This is a genomic window from Saliphagus sp. GCM10025334 (assembly GCF_042663485.1).
In the GTDB taxonomy this organism is placed as follows: Archaea; Halobacteriota; Halobacteria; order Halobacteriales; family Natrialbaceae; genus Natronosalvus.
Genome location: NZ_JBHTAF010000001.1, coordinates 1,141,188 through 1,158,316, shown reverse-complemented (window position 1 = coordinate 1,158,316; position 17,129 = coordinate 1,141,188). Strand labels below are relative to the sequence as shown.

13 protein-coding genes are annotated in these 17,129 nt (G+C 52.5%); 9 read left to right on the top strand and 4 right to left on the bottom strand.

From position 1 onward, the window contains the following. Nucleotides 1-17 precede the first annotated feature (17 nt). The 4 genes from ACFQO4_RS05390 to ACFQO4_RS05375 all read left to right on the top strand — a co-directional run bounded on the left by ACFQO4_RS05390 (nt 18) and on the right by ACFQO4_RS05375 (nt 4,084). Nucleotides 18-1,274, top strand: coding sequence for a multicopper oxidase domain-containing protein (locus ACFQO4_RS05390; protein ID WP_500259926.1), 1,257 nt, complete (start codon nt 18-20; stop codon nt 1,272-1,274). Continuing rightward, nucleotides 1,275-2,525 (top strand): ZIP family metal transporter, encoded by a 1,251-nt coding sequence (locus ACFQO4_RS05385; RefSeq protein WP_500259925.1) that lies wholly within the window; start codon nt 1,275-1,277, stop codon nt 2,523-2,525. It abuts the gene before it with no gap. Between the two features lie 114 nt (nt 2,526-2,639). After that, on the top strand, nt 2,640-3,293 hold the full coding sequence (locus ACFQO4_RS05380; protein ID WP_500259924.1) for a plastocyanin/azurin family copper-binding protein: 654 nt from the start codon (nt 2,640-2,642) through the stop codon (nt 3,291-3,293). A 356-nt stretch (nt 3,294-3,649) separates the two neighbouring features. After that, nucleotides 3,650-4,084, top strand: coding sequence for an ester cyclase (locus tag ACFQO4_RS05375; RefSeq protein WP_500259923.1), 435 nt, complete (start codon nt 3,650-3,652; stop codon nt 4,082-4,084). A 247-nt stretch (nt 4,085-4,331) separates the two neighbouring features. Here the strand turns inward: ACFQO4_RS05375 and ACFQO4_RS05370 are convergent, their stop codons facing one another. Continuing rightward, nucleotides 4,332-4,931, bottom strand: coding sequence for a nitroreductase family protein (locus tag ACFQO4_RS05370; RefSeq protein ID WP_497902671.1), 600 nt, complete (start codon nt 4,929-4,931; stop codon nt 4,332-4,334). Nucleotides 4,932-5,439: 508 nt separating this feature from the next. After that, a complete protein-coding gene (locus tag ACFQO4_RS05365; RefSeq protein WP_500259922.1) occupies nt 5,440-5,808 on the bottom strand; it encodes a DoxX family protein in 369 nt (122 codons plus the stop codon). A gap of 177 nt (nt 5,809-5,985) precedes the next feature. Here ACFQO4_RS05365 and ACFQO4_RS05360 point away from each other — a divergent pair, with 177 nt between their 5' ends. Continuing rightward, nucleotides 5,986-6,612 carry a helix-turn-helix domain-containing protein gene (locus ACFQO4_RS05360; RefSeq protein WP_500259921.1) on the top strand — a complete coding sequence of 209 codons (627 nt, stop codon included), beginning with the start codon at nt 5,986-5,988 and terminating at the stop codon, nt 6,610-6,612. A gap of 395 nt (nt 6,613-7,007) precedes the next feature. Then, nucleotides 7,008-8,309 (top strand): hypothetical protein, encoded by a 1,302-nt coding sequence (locus ACFQO4_RS05355; protein WP_500259920.1) that lies wholly within the window; start codon nt 7,008-7,010, stop codon nt 8,307-8,309. Between the two features lie 303 nt (nt 8,310-8,612). Here the strand turns inward: ACFQO4_RS05355 and ACFQO4_RS05350 are convergent, their stop codons facing one another. Both ACFQO4_RS05350 and ACFQO4_RS05345 read right to left on the bottom strand, forming a co-directional pair. After that, entirely contained in the window at nt 8,613-8,945 is a 333-nt protein-coding gene (locus ACFQO4_RS05350; protein WP_500260463.1) for a DUF5789 family protein, read from the bottom strand. Between the two features lie 1,028 nt (nt 8,946-9,973). Continuing rightward, nucleotides 9,974-11,077 (bottom strand): hypothetical protein, encoded by a 1,104-nt coding sequence (locus ACFQO4_RS05345; protein ID WP_500259919.1) that lies wholly within the window; start codon nt 11,075-11,077, stop codon nt 9,974-9,976. A gap of 275 nt (nt 11,078-11,352) precedes the next feature. On the opposite strand from ACFQO4_RS05345, the gene ACFQO4_RS05340 reads away from it, so the two are divergent. The 3 genes from ACFQO4_RS05340 to ACFQO4_RS05330 all read left to right on the top strand — a co-directional run bounded on the left by ACFQO4_RS05340 (nt 11,353) and on the right by ACFQO4_RS05330 (nt 16,929). Next, nucleotides 11,353-13,809 (top strand): MFS transporter, encoded by a 2,457-nt coding sequence (locus tag ACFQO4_RS05340; RefSeq protein ID WP_500259918.1) that lies wholly within the window; start codon nt 11,353-11,355, stop codon nt 13,807-13,809. A gap of 115 nt (nt 13,810-13,924) precedes the next feature. Beyond that, the gene (locus ACFQO4_RS05335; RefSeq protein WP_500259917.1) at nt 13,925-15,391 is read left to right on the top strand and encodes an oligosaccharide flippase family protein; all 1,467 of its coding nucleotides are present in this window, start codon (nt 13,925-13,927) and stop codon (nt 15,389-15,391) included. Nucleotides 15,392-16,113: 722 nt separating this feature from the next. After that, entirely contained in the window at nt 16,114-16,929 is an 816-nt protein-coding gene (locus ACFQO4_RS05330) for a hypothetical protein (RefSeq protein WP_500259916.1), read from the top strand. The last annotated feature ends 200 nt before the right edge of the window (nt 16,930-17,129 follow it).

Sequence of the window (17,129 nt, the reverse complement as noted above, 5' to 3'; positions counted from 1 at the left end):
GGTAAGTGGAGGGGCGAATGCCCACTGTAGACTACGGGACAGCCGAAGAGGTAACGCGAACGCTCGAACGACGGCTGGTCGAGCGACTCCAGTCAGATGTAACCGCCACGCGGCGCTCCGTCCTCGGCGGTATTGGGGTCGCTGGCAGCGCTGCGTTCGGCGTCGGTCGAAGCAGAGCGATCAGTGGAGGGCACGACGATCACGATGGGCACGGCGGACATGGCGTCGTCGGCGAATTCGAGGACACGGACTTCGATCCACACGAATACCTCACGGCGTTCAATACGGGACGAAACGGCCAAGAGAACGTTCAACAAGAGGCCTACGAGGAGGACGGACGAACTGTACGAGAGTTCGAACTCACGGCTGTCGATGTCCCGATTACCATTGCGCCCGGGATCGAGTTCGACGCGTGGGCGTTCAACGGGCAGGTTCCTGGGCCTACGCTTCGAGTCGTTGAAGGCGATCTCATCCGGGTGAAGTTCACCAATGGAAGTCGCCACGCCCATACGATCCACCCGCACCTTCGAAATCTCGATCCGACGATGGACGGTGTGCCCCAGAACGGTCCTGGGGCAATCGCACCGGGTGAATCGTTCACCTATGAATGGATCGCCCAGCCAACGGGGATGCATTTCTACCACTGCCACGCAATGCCGCTCAAGGAACACATCCACCGCGGCCTCTACGGGACGATCATCGTCGATCCAGACCCTGACCGCGTCCGTGAGAATCCACGCGATTACGTGAACTACCACGGACCGATTACCGATGAGTACCGAGACGAACTCGTCGAAATCGCCCGTTCTCGCAATCACGAGTACGCTGAGAACGACGACGTCAACGAGATGGTGATGATGATGAACGGATTCGACACGAACTTCGACGGCGACAACGAGGTCTACGCCGCCAACACGCAGGCGTTCGCTTATGGCGTTGGCAGTACTGACGGGAACGGCAACTGGGAGGCTGGGGAAACCAAGCACCCGATTCAGATCGACCGGAACCAGCTCCAGCGAGTGTACCTCTCGAACGTCATCGAGTTCGATCCCATCAACTCGTTCCACACGCATTCGCAGTTCTTCGACTACTATGATCACGGCACGACACTCCAACCGACGCTCAAGAACGTGGATACGATCATGCAGTGTCAGGCCCAGCGTGGAATCCTCGAAATCGACTACTCCGATCACGAGCCGGGGCTATACATGTTCCACGCCCACCAGTCCGAGTTCGCTGAACTCGGCTGGATGAGCTTCTTCGAGGTGGTGTAGATGACCGACAAGATTTCGTCTACATCGACCGATGGTGGGGTGGCGACCGACGAACGATCAGTACGACCCTTTGGACTCCCGTCCTGGGTCGTCGCCGTGTTGCCGCTCGTCTTGTTGGCTCTCGTTATCGGCGCGTTCGTCCTCACCTCCCCTCTTGCGGGTGTTCAGAGCGGTGAGCCGCTTCCGGATCTGACGATTACGCACACGACGCTGCCGAGCGAGGACACCATTGTTCTACACGTAACCAACAATGGACCTGACGCAGTTACGATCTCGCAGGTTCTCATCAACGACGCGTATTGGAACTTCGAGGTTGAGGGCGCTGGCGGTGACCAGACACTCGCCCCGATGGAGAGCGCGCAGGTCGTCGTGCCGTACCACTGGCAACCCGGCTGGGATATCCACACCGCGCTCGTCGCCTCTGACGGGACGACGTTTGGCCACACGATCGTCGCACCGAGTGAAACGCCGGGGCTCACCACCGACGTCCTCTGGTCGCTCGCGCTCATTGGGGTGTTCGTTGGCGTTATCCCGGTTGCACTCGGGATGCTATGGTTCCCGTTTATTCGGGCGATGAGCAATCGCTGGCTACACGCCGTGCTCACGTTCGCTGCGGGGGTACTTGCCTTCCTCGCGATCGATGCGGGGTTCGAAGCGTTCGAACTCGCCGAGGAGATCCCCGGGGCGTACGAGGGGACTGCTCTCGTGGTCCTCGGCATCCTCGGGGCGCTTCTGCTCGTCCAGTCGGTCAGCGCCTGGCGCGAAGGGCGTGCAGCCGCAGGCGACGCACGCGCCAGTAGTGGGCTGTGGGTCGCCTACCTCGTCGCACTCGGCATCGGGCTGCACAATCTGGCCGAAGGGCTCGCTATCGGGAGTTCATTCGCGCTTGGCCGCGTTTCGCTTGGCGCATTCCTCGTGATCGGCTTCATGTTGCACAACGTGACCGAGGGGCCAGCAGTCGTCGCACCCGTTGCTCGTGGCGAGCGTCCTAGCTGGTATCACTTTGCCGCACTCGGACTGATTGCGGGGGCGCCGGTCATCCTCGGCGGCTGGATCGGCGGCCTTGCCTACTCGCCCACGCTCGGGGCGTTCTTCCTCGCCATTGGCGTTGGGGCGATCCTCCAGGTCAATTGGGAGATTGCCGGAATGATCCGCACGCAAGGTGGACGCGTTGGGAGTGCGACGAACTTGCTGGCGTTCCTCGCCGGCCTCGGTGTGATGTACGTCACCGACCTGTTCGTTGCGCTCTAGTGCAGACGCCAACTCGAGGAGAACCAGATGACCTCCCAATTGCAACGACGGAGACAATACCAGCACGATACGCGTGGAGTTTCCGGAAAGCAGGAAAACACGTGATTTGAACGCATGAAACACAATACTCGATGTACGCAACGCCGACGGTTCCTGAAGGCGACCGTGGTCGCAACAACAGTTGTAGCTACCGCGGGATGCACAGACAATTCAGCCACACAGGAAGGCCCACCTGACGATATTGATGAATCCAACGAGGAATCCCACACTCACGGTGATGGCGAAGAACACGATGAAGACGACGGCCATGATGAATCCCATGGCCATGACGAACTCTCCACAGAACCGTCCGACAGCGTTACCGTGGAGATGTATTCCGATGGTTCCGAACACCATTTCGATCCTCACCTCGTGTGGGTCAACGCCGGTGGAACCGTTACGTGGACGCTCGAAAGCGGAACTCACACGACGACTGCGTACCACGCTGCCAATGACAAACCAGATCGGATCCCAGATGGCGCGGAATCGTGGGATAGTGGCTCGCTCAGCGAGAGCGGTACCACTTTCGAGCAGACGTTCGAAGTAGAAGGCGTCTACGACTACTATTGCATCCCGCACGAGTCGATGGGGATGCTCGGTGGCGTCGTCGTCGGAAATCCTGATACCGAGAGTGAGCCGGGGCTAGCTGAGCCACAAGAAGAATTACCGGAAACAGCACGAGAAAAGATCAGCGAGTTAAACAAGATGGCGATGGAAGTTCTCGACTGAGTTTTCTGCGCCCATCGATCCTCCAGCACCCCTCCCAAGGAGAAGACCTACGCCAAGACGATGCCGCCCCAGCAGTTCCGCCTCGACACCCCAGGGATGACCGCTGTCTACCCTGCAGACTGGCTTCGAGAACAGTACTAATCGGCTCTGTTGAAACCCCCCGCCAGTGATCTGCTTAATCAGCTGTCCTGAATACAGAGCGCGTATTCAGCAAAACGTGATTCCCACCTCATCCCCCTTGGTCTACCACCCTTGTAAAGAGTTAACACGTATCAAGGGGTAGTTCTCGAACAGCGTTCGTATCGAAGGCGGTTGGGAGCGAGAACTGTCGTGCGGACGCTACGGAGGAGGACACTATGGCAACATTGGAAGCGGAAAACAAGGAAATCGTCCGTAAATACCCGGAAGAGGTCATTAGCAAGGGAAATCTGGACCTCATCGACGAGATAATTGCAGACAATTACGTCGAACATAATTCTGCAAGACCCGAGCCCCTTCACGGCCCGGATGCGGTCAAAGAATACGTCTCGATGCTTCGAACCGCGGTTCCGGACATCCACTGCGGGGTCGAAGACCTGATCGCCGAAGGCGATATGGTGGTCCGACGAGATCGGGCCACCGGCACCCACGAAGGCGAGTTTATGGGGGTCGAAGGGACGGGGAAGGAGGCCGTGGTAGAGGGAAACCACATCCACCGGATCGAAGACGGCCAGATCGTCGAGACGTGGGCCCAAAACGACATGCTGGGCTTCTTGCAACAGATCGGTGTCTTCGAACCGCCTGGAGAGTAACGCGATCTACCTTTCAGTATTTTTCGCCAAGTGAATCGGGAGTTCGAGAAGGTACAGCGCGATAGATCTATCCTCTATATCTCGCACGCTCCTTCTGACAGCAACTCGGGAGGTCATCGAGTCTCTACAAGATACAGGGCGCAGATCTTACAGAAACTGGTAGTGGGTCGCCCACATCGCAACCTTCGTTCCCAGTCACCACCTCAACGCCATGCTGACAAGAGCCGATTTTCGTGGATAGAGGTCCTCAACGGAACGGACTGTCCCAGTCGCCACCGTGGACGAGTTCCTCGACGTTCTTCCGTTGGCGAGTATCGGCCGAACTCTCGATTTGCTCATCCATAGGATGGCCGACAACGATCGCGCCGATGGGGTCATATGCCTCAGGCACGTCGAAGGCGTCCCGCAGCGCTGGCCAGTCCTCGTCGGGGATGCCGAAAAACAGCGCGCCGAGTTCCTCGGCGACGGCGGCGTGGAGGATATTCAGTGTGGCCATCCCCGTGTCGATATACCAGTACGGCACCGGCCAGCGCGATTCCTCTCGGTCGGTCCATCCCTTGTCTGGCTCGGCGTACCGGTCGAGATAGGCGTCCTTGCAGGCGAACGGTACGACCACCAGCGGTGCCCGACGGACGTGTTCGGGCTGGGCGTTGTGTTCGTTGGTGGCCCAGAAACGCTCGCGGTCCTCGGGTGACTCCAGCGCGAGGAAGGTGAAGCCCTGACTGAATCCGGCCGAGGGACCCTGCAGACCGGCGCTGACGATCCGTTCGACCGTCTCGTCATCGATGGACTCGTCGCGGAAGTTCCGGACCATCCGACGGCGGTGGATGACCTCGTAGTAATCCATACTGGGTCAGTTCGAACTCGCCTGCTATAGTACTGCAGGATGTCGACGTGAGGGGGCAGCTGTTGCGTTTGGTCGACATTCTACCGAGCGTACCGCCCAGTTCGTGGGCAGGCCGGCACGACCGACCTCTGACCCGTCGAGCCGCGCTCCCGGAATTGACCTCCGCGGCCTCCTCTATCCAATCGGTACACAATTGGGGCCAGGTGGCTTTCGAGCTAGCGATTTCGTCGGTTCGGTAGTTCTGCTGGGGAGTGAATGCCGAACGTACGACGGATTGCTCTCCTGCTGAACCCATCCTCTGTATCTTGCATGCTTCTCTTGACAACGACTCGGTAGCTCGTGTAGTATCTGCTGAATACAGAGCGCGTATCTTGCATCCGAAGCCATAATGAAATCACCGAGATCTACGCCCGCCTAGTTATCGAGGACGACCATCCTGCCTGAATCGTGCCTACGACTCCCGTTCCTACCGTAACCGGGGCAACTACTGTTGCTCGTACTTCGATGGCTAGAACGACGGCAGGTGAAATCTCGTCACGAGGAGGCCGACGGTGAGATAGATCGCTGGCCCGACGAATCTCCAGAACGGATCGTCAACCCGGAAGAGATGTGTCAGGATGGCTCCGGCCATCGTGGCGACGATTAACAGACCGCCGAGAACAGCGAGAATCGGCGCGAACACGAGCCCGACGAGCAAGCCGAGACCCCCAACAGCCTCGATGCCACCAGTAACGAATCGGAACCAGTTTGGATAGCCGTATCGGTCAAAATCCGCTACCACGAGGTCAATACCGATTAGCTTCGCAATGCCCGCAGCCAGCATGATGAGTCCGAGCAACCCTTGTACGAGGGGGATAGCCGTTTCAATTGTGCTCATAGTCTACTATTCTCACGCGATTCGTACGAGTGTTCAGTCATAACGTTCCGTCCCTCTTTCCGACGAGAGGCACGGGTTTGCTACGCGTGTTGAGACGACGGATTTCTCCGTGAATATATTCACCTTTTTAAGTCACTATGCAGTCTGTTAAGCCACTCGCCAGCCAACTCCAGTGGTATGGTCCGTGTACACCTGAAGGTCGAGATCGGGGCAGACGACGACAACTGGCTGGCTGGTGTCTCGACCGACTTCTCGGACGCCGAGTTCAAGATTCTGACGAGCCAGCCCGTAGACGATGGCGTGCTCGAGCTGATCGAAGTAACGACATCGGATGGGGACGCCATCGTTCGCCGGTTCGACGACGCGCCGGAGGTGCGCACGTACGAAGTGCTCCATTCCGACGACGGGATGGTGCTGATCCAGTTGGTGTTTCCGATGCCGTCAACGTATGAGGCGAGACGTTCGATGGAGATCCTTCCGCGATTTCCGCTCATCATCCGAGACGGATGGGCATCCGGTGTACAAACTGCTTCACAGGAGCAGTTGTCGAAGTTAACTACCGAGCTAGCAGCGGCTCACATTTCGTACGAGATACTGTCGGTAACCCAATCATACGACTCGACCGGGCTTCTGACCGAGCGCCAGCGGGAGGTCATCACTGAAGCGGTTGAACGGGGCTATTACGACAGTCCTCGCGGCTGTACGCTCGTCGAACTTGCAGAGACGTTGGGGGTCAATCAATCGGCGGCTAGTGGTGTCCTCCATCGAGCTGAAGGTCGGATTATCAAGGAATTCATCTCGTAGGTGACGACGGAGGGAGACGAATCGCTCTCGTCTCATCCGATTGTCGCAGACAACCGATGACGAATTTGCCGAGAGCGACACCGCTTGCAGATACTACGTTGCTGCACTCATCCTCAGTATTCAGCACGCGCCTTCTGACAGAACCTGAGCAGGACGTTCAGCAACTGCTGGATAGTAGGCCCATTTCGTTCAGTAGCGGACTGATTCCTAACACACCGTTTCCCTAGTCAAATCGTGCATCCTGTTCAACCCCTGCAGATGTTTCACTGGGTGGCGTTATGTGACTGGTTCCCATAGTAGAACGGAGGTCAACTAACCCATGGCAGACAGAACATCGCCAGACCTGCAAGTGCTCTCACTACAATCGATGTCTGGTAACCCATTGAGGAGTCGTCATGCCTGACACCACACAATCCCTTCCCGAACTGTTCGAGTATCCACTGCTTGAGGCCATTTTCGGGCGACGGTCCCGCCGGTTCGGTCGTGGCCTGTCGATCCCCTCGGGGCCGCTGGCGTTCGAATCGGATGCTGACCCGCTTCCATTATCCGACCTCGAGCAATCGGTCCTCGTCGCTGCCGGGATCGGGGTGAGCGGGTGGCACTACGGGATTCCGTTCGGTCCGCATCGGCCGGACGAGCACACCGACTTCTCGGTCCGGTTGACCGGTCGAACGGCACCGACAGCGGCCGGGATCGGCACACCGGTCTTGTTCTATACCGACGATGACGGCACGTACCTGACGAACACCCGGAGCGTCGAACCGAGCCGACTCCGCGAGGCAATGGACCTCGAAGACGACGCCGAACGCATTATGGCAGTGGCCAGAGCGCACACTGAGAAACTCGACGACGAGCGGGTGGACATCCCCGCCGAGTCCGGCCACATCCTCGAACCGAACCACTGGTGGACCAACACGCCGGGGTCAACGCTGTTCATGCCTGTTGGCGATGCCAGCGAAGAGATGCTGGCGCTCCTCTGTCTTTTCGTCGAGAACGGCTACGTAATCATGGATGACGAGATCGGTGAACCGGCCGGCGACCTCGGGCCGTACATCGAATCGGGGTTGTTAGACTCCGATAAGGCGTTCCCGCTGTCCTTCCTCGAACGCGCCACCCTGGAACAGAACTGTGCCGAACTTGCGTTCATGGCACACAACATGGTGCTCACGATGCAGGCGATGGGGTTGGGCGGATTGTATTTCGCGGGAATTAACGAACTGAGCCTGTTCGGTGCCCCGATGCGTGACGATCTCGACGGGCTCGGGTTCCGGTTCGTCGACGATGAGGGCTGGACCGTACCGAACCCAGTGGGCCTCGACGACCGTTACGAGGGCCTCTGTCCACCGTATTACCCGGACATGCACGCGGCGGTCGACGAACTCGTCGACCGGAAGTTCGGCCCGGGCGGCACCTACGACCCGGCGACGTCTGGTCCGTGGGAGGACAGCGAGGCGGTGAAGCGCTCGATCGAGCCATACGACGACGAAACGGTCGAGTGTCTCGGCGAGATCGCCCAGTACGTCTACGACAAACACGGGAAGTTCCCGGGGACGGTGCCGACGATGGTGCTGCCCGGTTGCGTCCAGGCACATCATATTGACACGGACTACTACGACGCGCATTTCAAAGCCGGTGCGTACCTCGATACCCACGCCGAGCACATGCAGCGATGGCACGAAGAGGAAAGCCCGTCTTGATCGCTCTCACATTCGGGAACGATTACACGGAGGTCGTTATCACAGGCATGTCTACTCTATATGCAGCACGCCTGTCTTGGTGGCAATTTAGGAGGCAATTCAGATGCTGCTGAATTCAGAGCGCGAATGTCGCACGAGATGAGAGACGATCTACGAGGGTCGGGGATCGCTCAGTACAGGGCGAGAATGTTGTACGAGATTCAATTCGGGTTTCGAAGGTGGGGATCGCTCAGAACAGAGGAGGTACGTACTGGAGCCAGGAATGCCCGACTGGCGAGGCGCGGGGTGATTGGGGCGTATTCATTAGCGACGTATGCGTCCCAGTATCCGGCTTCGAACGTCATCGGCGGAAACGTACGTTTGGTTGTCGGTTGGGCCAAGCACTTCATCGAGGGATTCCCACCCATCCTGTGTTTCGATTTCATAGTCGCCGTAGGCCTCGATCAAGTCATTCGTCGTGGTTGGATAGTCATGGGTTTCGAGTGCTTCATCAAGGTCATCAAGCTGCTCAACAGCGTCGTTGCGCATCGGTTCGGCCTCATCGGCCCGGGTACGTGCTTCCTCAACTTCTCGCTCTCGTTGGCGTCGCTCTTCGTCATCTGCTTGTTTGTCCCGGCCTTGTTTGTCATCTGCCATCACGTGCAATAGGGGATCGATTCGGATAACGGTGTGGTCGCTCATCGGTGCGACCGCCTCCCAGACCCTCTGTATTCAGCAGGCAACTCTTGTAATCTACTGAAGGTTACAACAATGCGTACTATTCGAGTTTCAAATTACTCATAATCGGGTTCTACGTCCGGAAGAGTAGGTTTGGTCTCTGCTCCGAGGGTCGATTATGAAGATAGTCTAGGAATGATTGCACGATAAGGATCTCCCTCGAGCGTATGGCTTGTGACCCAATTGTCGAGTAAGAGGTCTCTCGAGGCGATTAGGAAGCGTTTGAGTATGTTTTGGTGAGTGTCGAGACTGATGGGCGAGTGAGGTCCGTTTCGTGATTGATGCTCGCTGAGTAGATGCAGGGCTCGAGGCGTCAAACGTTCATAATCGGTTTGAGACGCTATATATGGCGTGTTTTCCTTTTCGAAAGGGGTCTCGGTCTCTTCGGTAATTCTATTGGTGTTTAGAACCCCAAAACCGATAGCAGGGAACCGATTATGAACTTTTGAATCGTGTACTGGACGGCCACCCATTCGACTCGAGTTGGTGAGTGAGATTCCCCCAGAGAAGGCTCTAAACCAGAGAATTCAATTTCGTAGAATGGATTTGAAGCTCTCTTCGTAGCGTTTCTTTTCTTGGTTACCGCTAACCCGGAAAACGCAAGACGGAAAGCGATTATCAACGTTTGAGAGGGCGAATTTCTTCTGTTCTTGGATCTATTCTCGTCGTCATTTCCATTTGACTGCGTCTACCAGTAGCTAAACGCCATCTGAAACACATTTCGTCCACCCAGACGTCTCTTCCTAGGTTAGCCCCCAAACAACTTATTCCACATATCTTCCGGACGATTTTCGTGGTTATGACCCAGATGATTTTGACTAGTTGATCGAGGAAGCTGGCTAATAAAACGAGCATCTAACGGCCGAACTAGTGAACGGAGACTAGCATACGGATCTCAAATTGAAAACCGCGACCGTCGCTTCGAGTAATAGCGCGCAGTGGTATATTCACTCAAGAGAGACGATCGTCGGACTGATAGTGATTGTCTCGAGCGAGAGGGTGATCGTTGACCCGATTTCGAGCGGCCGACGTTTGAACTGCAGTCCGGACTCGGTCGCTCGAGCTGCGAGTTCGACTTCTAGGATCAGGTCGTTTCCCCCATCAGCACATAGATTGGTGTTGGCAGTCATATCATCCGGCGTCTCGACCGAAAGAATCCGTGCGTTCATTTCTCCGTCGAACGTTTCTTTGAGCCCCGGCTTTAGTGCCTCCCTCCACCCGATTGGAACGTCCGTACAATCGGCTCGAACGGTTTGCGTAACCGGTTCTCCACGCTCTTCGAGGGTATCGACGCGGGCAATCGTTCCCGTAAACGCGTATTGCTCGGTCCGGAAGTGAATGGACTCACCAATCCGGAGTGACTTACCCGCGAACGTGTGGCGATCGTTTTCGTTCAGTGCATCGACTGTTAGTCCGACGGCGACTTCCACTCGGTCGGCGTCAGTTGTCCCATACCTGTTTACGCGCTTGACCGTGGCAACAGAGCGTCCGGCGACGATGTACGCGTCACCTGATTCGATCTCGAGGGCAACATCGGCAGCAACCTCGGCGGTGACTAACAGCTTTCGAGTTGATCGGTTGAGATCAGGATCGTCACTTACGTCGACGACGGTCGCGCCTATCCCCTGATCACCTATTTGGAGCCCTACGTCAGCGCCAGGAACGATCGATTGACCCTTGTACTGGGCTGCGTCTTGATACGACCAGCTGTCGACTCGCGTGCGAACGATCGTTCTAACACCATCATTTGCCGGTGTGACGTATGCGTCGACGACTGAAACGTCGAGTTCGTCGTTGATCACCTGCTGAGCAACTACTGGCGGCTGCGTTCCCAGATCCAGTGTCGTATACACGATCTCTTTCGGATCCTCTGTCCAAGCAAACGCAAAGGCCACGAGGCCGGCGAGACCAAGTGTAACCGCGATGGCGAGCGTTCCCGCCTCAAACAGTGCCAACCCAGCAACGATGACAGCAGTCACCAGTAGGATGACGAGCGCATCGATCACGTTGATTACCCCTCCAATTCGCCCGGTATCGTCTAGCATTTCCATTGAAACCCCCATTTATACCTCAAGTCCCCCGACTCGAGTCGTGTATCTATTAATGTGAACTTCTAGCTGATATATGTGTTGGCTTCGACAACACCGTGATCGTTTACTTCCGCCATCGATTCATGGTCCGGTTCACGACAGCACTCCTGTTGGCTGTCCTGTTTCAATCACCATAACCGATCCTTATGCAGAAAGATCGGCTGAATCGTCAATCAGGGTTAGGGGCTGTGGGGGAACGAAAGGTCCATGAGCGACGACTGTCACTATCAAATTCAATGACGACCGATCGTCGTGAGGTGTATGAGGTCGCCCGGGAATTTCTCGAACGAGATGGTGGTGAAGAAGCGCTCGAAGCCGTTCTCGAGGTGGACTCGAAGCTCGAGACATGGACATTCGAGGACATCTCGGTGGATTCCGGAACCTTCGGCGAGCTGGTATCGCGCGGGATCGTCGAGAAAACCGATAACGATTATCAGGTTGCTTACGCCGAAGGAGTGCGTGCAGCGATTTCTGGTGATGATCTAACAGCCGAGATTGGTAGAGAAGAAGGGCTACTTGATGGCTTGTCGCTGGAAATGGGGATATGGAGGGATCGGCAGGCGCTTGTAGGATTGGCCGCGGCACTCGTCTTAGTCGTGATCATGAGGTTAACACAGTATCGAGCCGTGTTTAGCGACAATCGGGTCATCTCACCAGGAAATGATCCGTATTTTTATCGGTACTATATGGGAGAGCTACTGGGGGAATCAACAAATCCTACCGATCTCCGGATATTCATGGAAATGCCGAGTGAGGCAACGTCGTTGCGGCCACTAACTCATGCATTCAACTGGTGGTTCGCGACGTTGTTAGGAGGGGATAAGTGGGCTGCCGATATGATTACAGCTTGGTTACCTGTCACCGCGACAGTAGCGCTTGCTATTGTGGTTTACACGTTGGCGATGGTCATAACCCGTGATGCCAGGATAGGGATTGCCTCGGTTGTGATGCTCGCTGTTGCACCCGTACATGTGGTGTATACGCAAGTTGGTTTTCTTGAACACCGATTGTACCAGTATTTTTGGCTTGGGGTGACGCTGTTAACACTGGGGTGGCTCGCAGTTGATCTAACACGCCGAAGAAACGATAGAGAATGCTCGAATGACGTTCGCAGACACCTTATGTCGCCAATAACATGGATTGTCACGATCGTACTAGGTGTTTCGTTTGGTGTATCAGTTCACTTATGGGGGGGTTCGCCACTCCTGTTTGTGCCACTGGCTGGGTACATTGGGTTGCGGGCAGTGATCGATGCTCGAGAGGGAATTTCGCCGACACTAGCGAACCTGCCAATCCTGGTCGGACTTGTGGTTGGGGGAGTGATCTCAATCTTTATGCACATTCATTGGGGATGGCATGAGAATTTTGTTGCATACACGCCCGCAATGGTTCTCGGTGGCGCTATTGGCGTATTCCTACTTGGAGACTTTGGAAGAATACTTCAAATAAACATTAGAAGGTTAGTTGGTTTCGAAGGTCTTGTTGCAGTCATTAGTATCTACACGTTCCGTCAATTCTGGCCTGAAGACTGGATGGCCGCTCAAACTAGAATTGGCAGGCTATTTTTCCGAGAAGGCGCGACCGAAGCCTCCTCATTATTTTCCTCTGAGTACGCAGTAATTTTCGGTCCACTAACCCAAATCGGCGTTAGCTTTTATCTTGGTATTGCCGTTCTCAGTTGGGCAATTTGGCTGGTTTATTGGCGGTACGAGCCGGCGTGGTTACTATTGGCAGTGTATGCCTCTGTATTCATATTACTCGCGGCGATTCAGGTTCGATTTGCCGCGCAACTCATGATCCCATTGTCCGTATTCAGTGGGTTTGGCTTTGTCTATTTGTTATCAGCGATTGATCTTGCGCGGCGACCGCTCCCATTACAAAGAAGTGATGATCGACCGAATTCGGTTGCGGTTGGCGATGGCAGTATTGGGCCAACGATCATGATTCCCGATACACAAAAGGCGGTATACGTCCTCGGAATCGGGCTACTCGTCTGTAGCTTTAGTTTGCTCTATGTACCCGGATTCTCCGCACAGATCAGTCATGGAGACGCGAAATCTGAGGCCGTATTGGCGATTGAGAAGCATGCTGCGGATACTGATAGGGTGTACCCCGAGACCTACGTGTTGAGCGAGTGGGGTGATAATCGGATGTATAACTACTTCGTTAATGGTCAGTCAGACAGCTATTCGTACGCAAGAACGTATTTCGACGACTTCCGATTTGGTAACGACCCGGACAAACACTACTACCAGTTTGAGGCCAGAACTGGGTACGTTGTTGTCACCCAGGTCGATAATGATTTGCCGGCAAACACCACACAAGTACAATTATTAGAGGGACTTGGAACAGGTGGCGAAACTAGTAGACCGTTGGAGCATTACCGGCTTTTGTTCGTTGATGACGATCAGACCATCGCGGCGTTTGCTATGGTCCCGGGAGCAACGATCGAAGGAACCGGTGAGACGAATGGTACTATAAATGTAAGTACAAACGTGTCTGTCGACGAGGAATCATTCACATATGTGCGTAAGGTGCAGGTTGAAGAGGGCGGTCAATTTGAGGTGACCGTTCCATATTCTGGCCAATATTCGGTCGGTAACAATACTGTTAACATATCCAAGAAACACGTAGAAGACGGATCAACAATCAGAGTCAATGATTTAGGTGATGATAGCAATGAATCAGGCTGACCCGTAGCATTGACTCTGTTAGATGATGGTGCTATGAGACCCCCTAAATGTATGATTGATTGTAACAATCTCCAAAAATTGTTAAAAGGTTCGCATCTACAATGGAGCTCCTCTTATGAGTAGGTCACTTTCAACCGCTGTAGGTGCAGTACTTAGTTCTAGAATCCTCCTTGTTGCTACTGGTGCGTTAATCACCCCAATACTAACACGTCTGTTAGGACCGTCAGCCTATGGGCAATATGCAACTATTCTCTCTATCTATATATTGGTGAAAATTTTGATGGTTTCCGGGGTGAGGAGCGGGGCAAAAAAATTCTTCTCAGACCAAAGAGGTTTATCGAATTGGAGAAATTACGTCTGGGCTACTTATCTGAGAATGTCTATCGCAATTGGTAGTTTGTTTGCCTTTGGACTTGGAATCCTAGTCTTTTTAGATGTCATTTCAACCTTCTTTGGGATATCATACGTTTTACCCTTCTACTTGCTTATAGTCCTTTTACTAATAACTCAATTTCAAACCCTGTCGGTCAGTACGCTTATGGGCTTACATCTCGAAAAATATGCGGAGCCGATTCAGGTAGTAGAGAAAATATCATTTGGTATTATAGCAGTCAGTTTAATAGTTCTCGGATACGGCGTACCCGGTGTTATTTTTGGCCATATTATGTCGATCTTCTTTACACTCCTAATCTGTATGCTAATTATCCGTAACTATCTCAAATTGACGAGTTTCATTGAACCTGTTCCAAGGAGTTTTCCTAAACGTGAGCTATGGCACTTCAACAATTACTCTGTGATTTTCTCCTTCCTACTATATTCATTCTACCATGTTGATGTGATTTTATTACAATCATTCACAAATGAAGAGTTAGTTGGGTATTACAAGGTAGCGCTCGTTGTAGTCGAGATATTGTGGCTATTTCCTCAATCGGTACAGGCGGTTCTGATTCAGTCTGTTTCAGAATTGTGGAGATCCGAATCAGCATCAAAAATCAATAAATTATCAACAGAAATAACGCGGTACGTATTCTTACTAACTGTCTTATTAGCTGCGGGATTAGCTTCACTCGCCGAATTGTTCATCCCCTTGTATTTTGGTGATGACTATTCCGCGGCCGTAATCCCATTGCTTATTTTGCTTCCCGGGACTATCTGCTTTGCCGTTGTTAGGCCGTCACTCGCCATCACACATGCGAAAGGTGATCTAAGGCCATTGATTGTTGCAACAGGAATTGCGGCAGGAATAAATATTCTATTGAATCTTTTATTAATCCCTTCTTTTGGACTCATAGGTGCTGCTATCGCGACGACTATAGGGTATAGTTCATTGTTGATCACTCAGGTATTTTCCGCTCGGTATGTGGGCTATGACCCAATCTCTGGCACACAGCCGATCCGTATACTTTCCACCGGGGTCCTAACGGTTCTAGTATTACATGTTTCCATTAATCGCATAGGCAATACTGGAATAGTGTTTTTCCTAATACCACTATTAGGAACAATCGTATTTACTATTATATCAATATTCTTTGGTGTGATGTCAATTAGAGAATTACGAAGTATATGGGTTAAAATCACCTGATCAAATCGTTTTCTGGCGGTCAGATGTTTGAGCAGACTTCAAATTATGCGTTTCGTCGAGGTTGTTGCTATTGATGTATTTTCAGCGAACATCACTGGGCCGTTCAACTCGATCGAAGAAAACGATCCTTTCTGAGAAAGAGAATGCTGGCGGAAAAGATGGTAGAATACTTTTATTCGTACAGTTTACCTTATGCAATGCCCAACCAAAACACCAATAGGTTGTGACGATTCAGTTGAGACTGCAAACACCAACAAGACCTTTATAATACAAGAATTATGAAACTAACGATCAAAAGACATTTTGAGCTGGAGGCTCGTAGTTATATTTTATTCATATTCGTACTTTCTTCCGCATATGTATTCTTTGTTACAGATATTCTTGGATATGCTGATTATAATCTAAAATTTAGCATTATTCGAACAACCGAAATAGCACTTATATCTGTAACACTATTATTAATACTTAATGGCTATGAGCGAAAACCATCTTCCGCGGTAATTAAGATGTTATGCGTCTTTTTGTTTCTCCCTACCTTAATCTTCTATGCGCTTAATGGGGGGCCAAGGACATATCTGTACACTATATCCGTTGGCTTTCTCATGACAATTTTGATGCTGAGAATTCTTCCCACAAGTCGAATTTCACTATTTCCGTTATCGCGAAGATATTTCTGGGCAGCAATTGCGGGTTTTAGTATATTTGTTTATTCAATGTTATTCATGTCTAACGGAGCCCCTCCACTTACTGCACTCAATCCGTATTCAGTTTACGATGTCCGTGGTACTACAGAGTTTGCTCATCCGATCTTACTATACTTTACACTCTGGCAGGCCAATATTTTGAACCCCTTTTTGATCGGTAAAGCTCTTTTAGAGCGCAACCTATTATTATTCATATTACCGTCTGTGGCTCAATTGATGCTATACTTACACATGGCGCATAAATCATTTATAATGGGGGTTTTGTTAGTGGTTATTATTGTTTTTATGCTGGAACGAAAACGACTCTTTTTGGGATTACTTCGCGGTATCTCAGCTGGTGTCGTTTTTTCATGGGGCACGTGGGTCATATCTGGTGTTATTATACTCCCATCAATTATAATTGGGAGGCTGTTTTTCGTCCAACCGAGGAACCAATTCTACTATTACGAATATTTTAGTGGCAGAAATAAAGCCTGGTTTTCAAATTCGAAGATTGGTTTCTTATTTGAGGATACCTATGCTACACCACTTCCAGAACTTGTTGGAAGTGAATACACTGACTCATTTGCAAACGTTGCATATTTTGGAGATGCGTACGCACAGATGGGACTTCTCGGCATCTTATTCATCTCAATCTTTCTGGGTATACTTCTTTATATTTCAGACCTGTTAATTAGTGGGGAGAACACACTATCGGTAGCTATCATCGTTGCAGCAATGTTTAATCTGGTCAATACAGGACTCACAACATCCATACTAACAATGGGGATTGCTTTTTCATTTCTATTAGCTACTGGTTATCAGTTGGCAAATATGGATGACCATATTGATTAGTTGATTAGTATAATTTCCTCACAACGATTGGTCGATCTATAATCGAATTAGAGCTTGCTCAATTTTAGTCCGCTGGGCGGATTGACCACTAGGTTGAATAGAGCAGTCTCTTGGCACTACAGTCTGAACTTGCTTTCAGTTCCCCATCGCTTACGCTGATCGGTTACCATCTACATTCAAATTAGAGCTGACAGCACCCA

Bases quoted from the DNA above. Each gene is read 5' to 3' on its own strand.
- ACFQO4_RS05370 (WP_497902671.1), bottom strand. From the start codon at position 4,931: ATGGATTACTACGAGGTCATCCACCGCCGTCGGATGGTCCGGAACTTC.
- ACFQO4_RS05345 (WP_500259919.1), bottom strand. From the start codon at position 11,077: ATGGAAATGCTAGACGATACCGGGCGAATTGGAGGGGTAATCAACGTG.
- ACFQO4_RS05375 (WP_500259923.1), top strand. From the start codon at position 3,650: ATGGCAACATTGGAAGCGGAAAACAAGGAAATCGTCCGTAAATACCCG.
- ACFQO4_RS05390 (WP_500259926.1), top strand. From the start codon at position 18: ATGCCCACTGTAGACTACGGGACAGCCGAAGAGGTAACGCGAACGCTC.
- ACFQO4_RS05340 (WP_500259918.1), top strand. From the start codon at position 11,353: ATGACGACCGATCGTCGTGAGGTGTATGAGGTCGCCCGGGAATTTCTC.
- ACFQO4_RS05330 (WP_500259916.1), top strand. From the start codon at position 16,114: ATGTCTAACGGAGCCCCTCCACTTACTGCACTCAATCCGTATTCAGTT.
- ACFQO4_RS05380 (WP_500259924.1), top strand. From the start codon at position 2,640: ATGAAACACAATACTCGATGTACGCAACGCCGACGGTTCCTGAAGGCG.
- ACFQO4_RS05335 (WP_500259917.1), top strand. From the start codon at position 13,925: ATGAGTAGGTCACTTTCAACCGCTGTAGGTGCAGTACTTAGTTCTAGA.
- ACFQO4_RS05350 (WP_500260463.1), bottom strand. From the start codon at position 8,945: ATGGCAGATGACAAACAAGGCCGGGACAAACAAGCAGATGACGAAGAG.
- ACFQO4_RS05360 (WP_500259921.1), top strand. From the start codon at position 5,986: ATGGTCCGTGTACACCTGAAGGTCGAGATCGGGGCAGACGACGACAAC.
- ACFQO4_RS05355 (WP_500259920.1), top strand. From the start codon at position 7,008: ATGCCTGACACCACACAATCCCTTCCCGAACTGTTCGAGTATCCACTG.
- ACFQO4_RS05385 (WP_500259925.1), top strand. From the start codon at position 1,275: ATGACCGACAAGATTTCGTCTACATCGACCGATGGTGGGGTGGCGACC.
- ACFQO4_RS05365 (WP_500259922.1), bottom strand. From the start codon at position 5,808: ATGAGCACAATTGAAACGGCTATCCCCCTCGTACAAGGGTTGCTCGGA.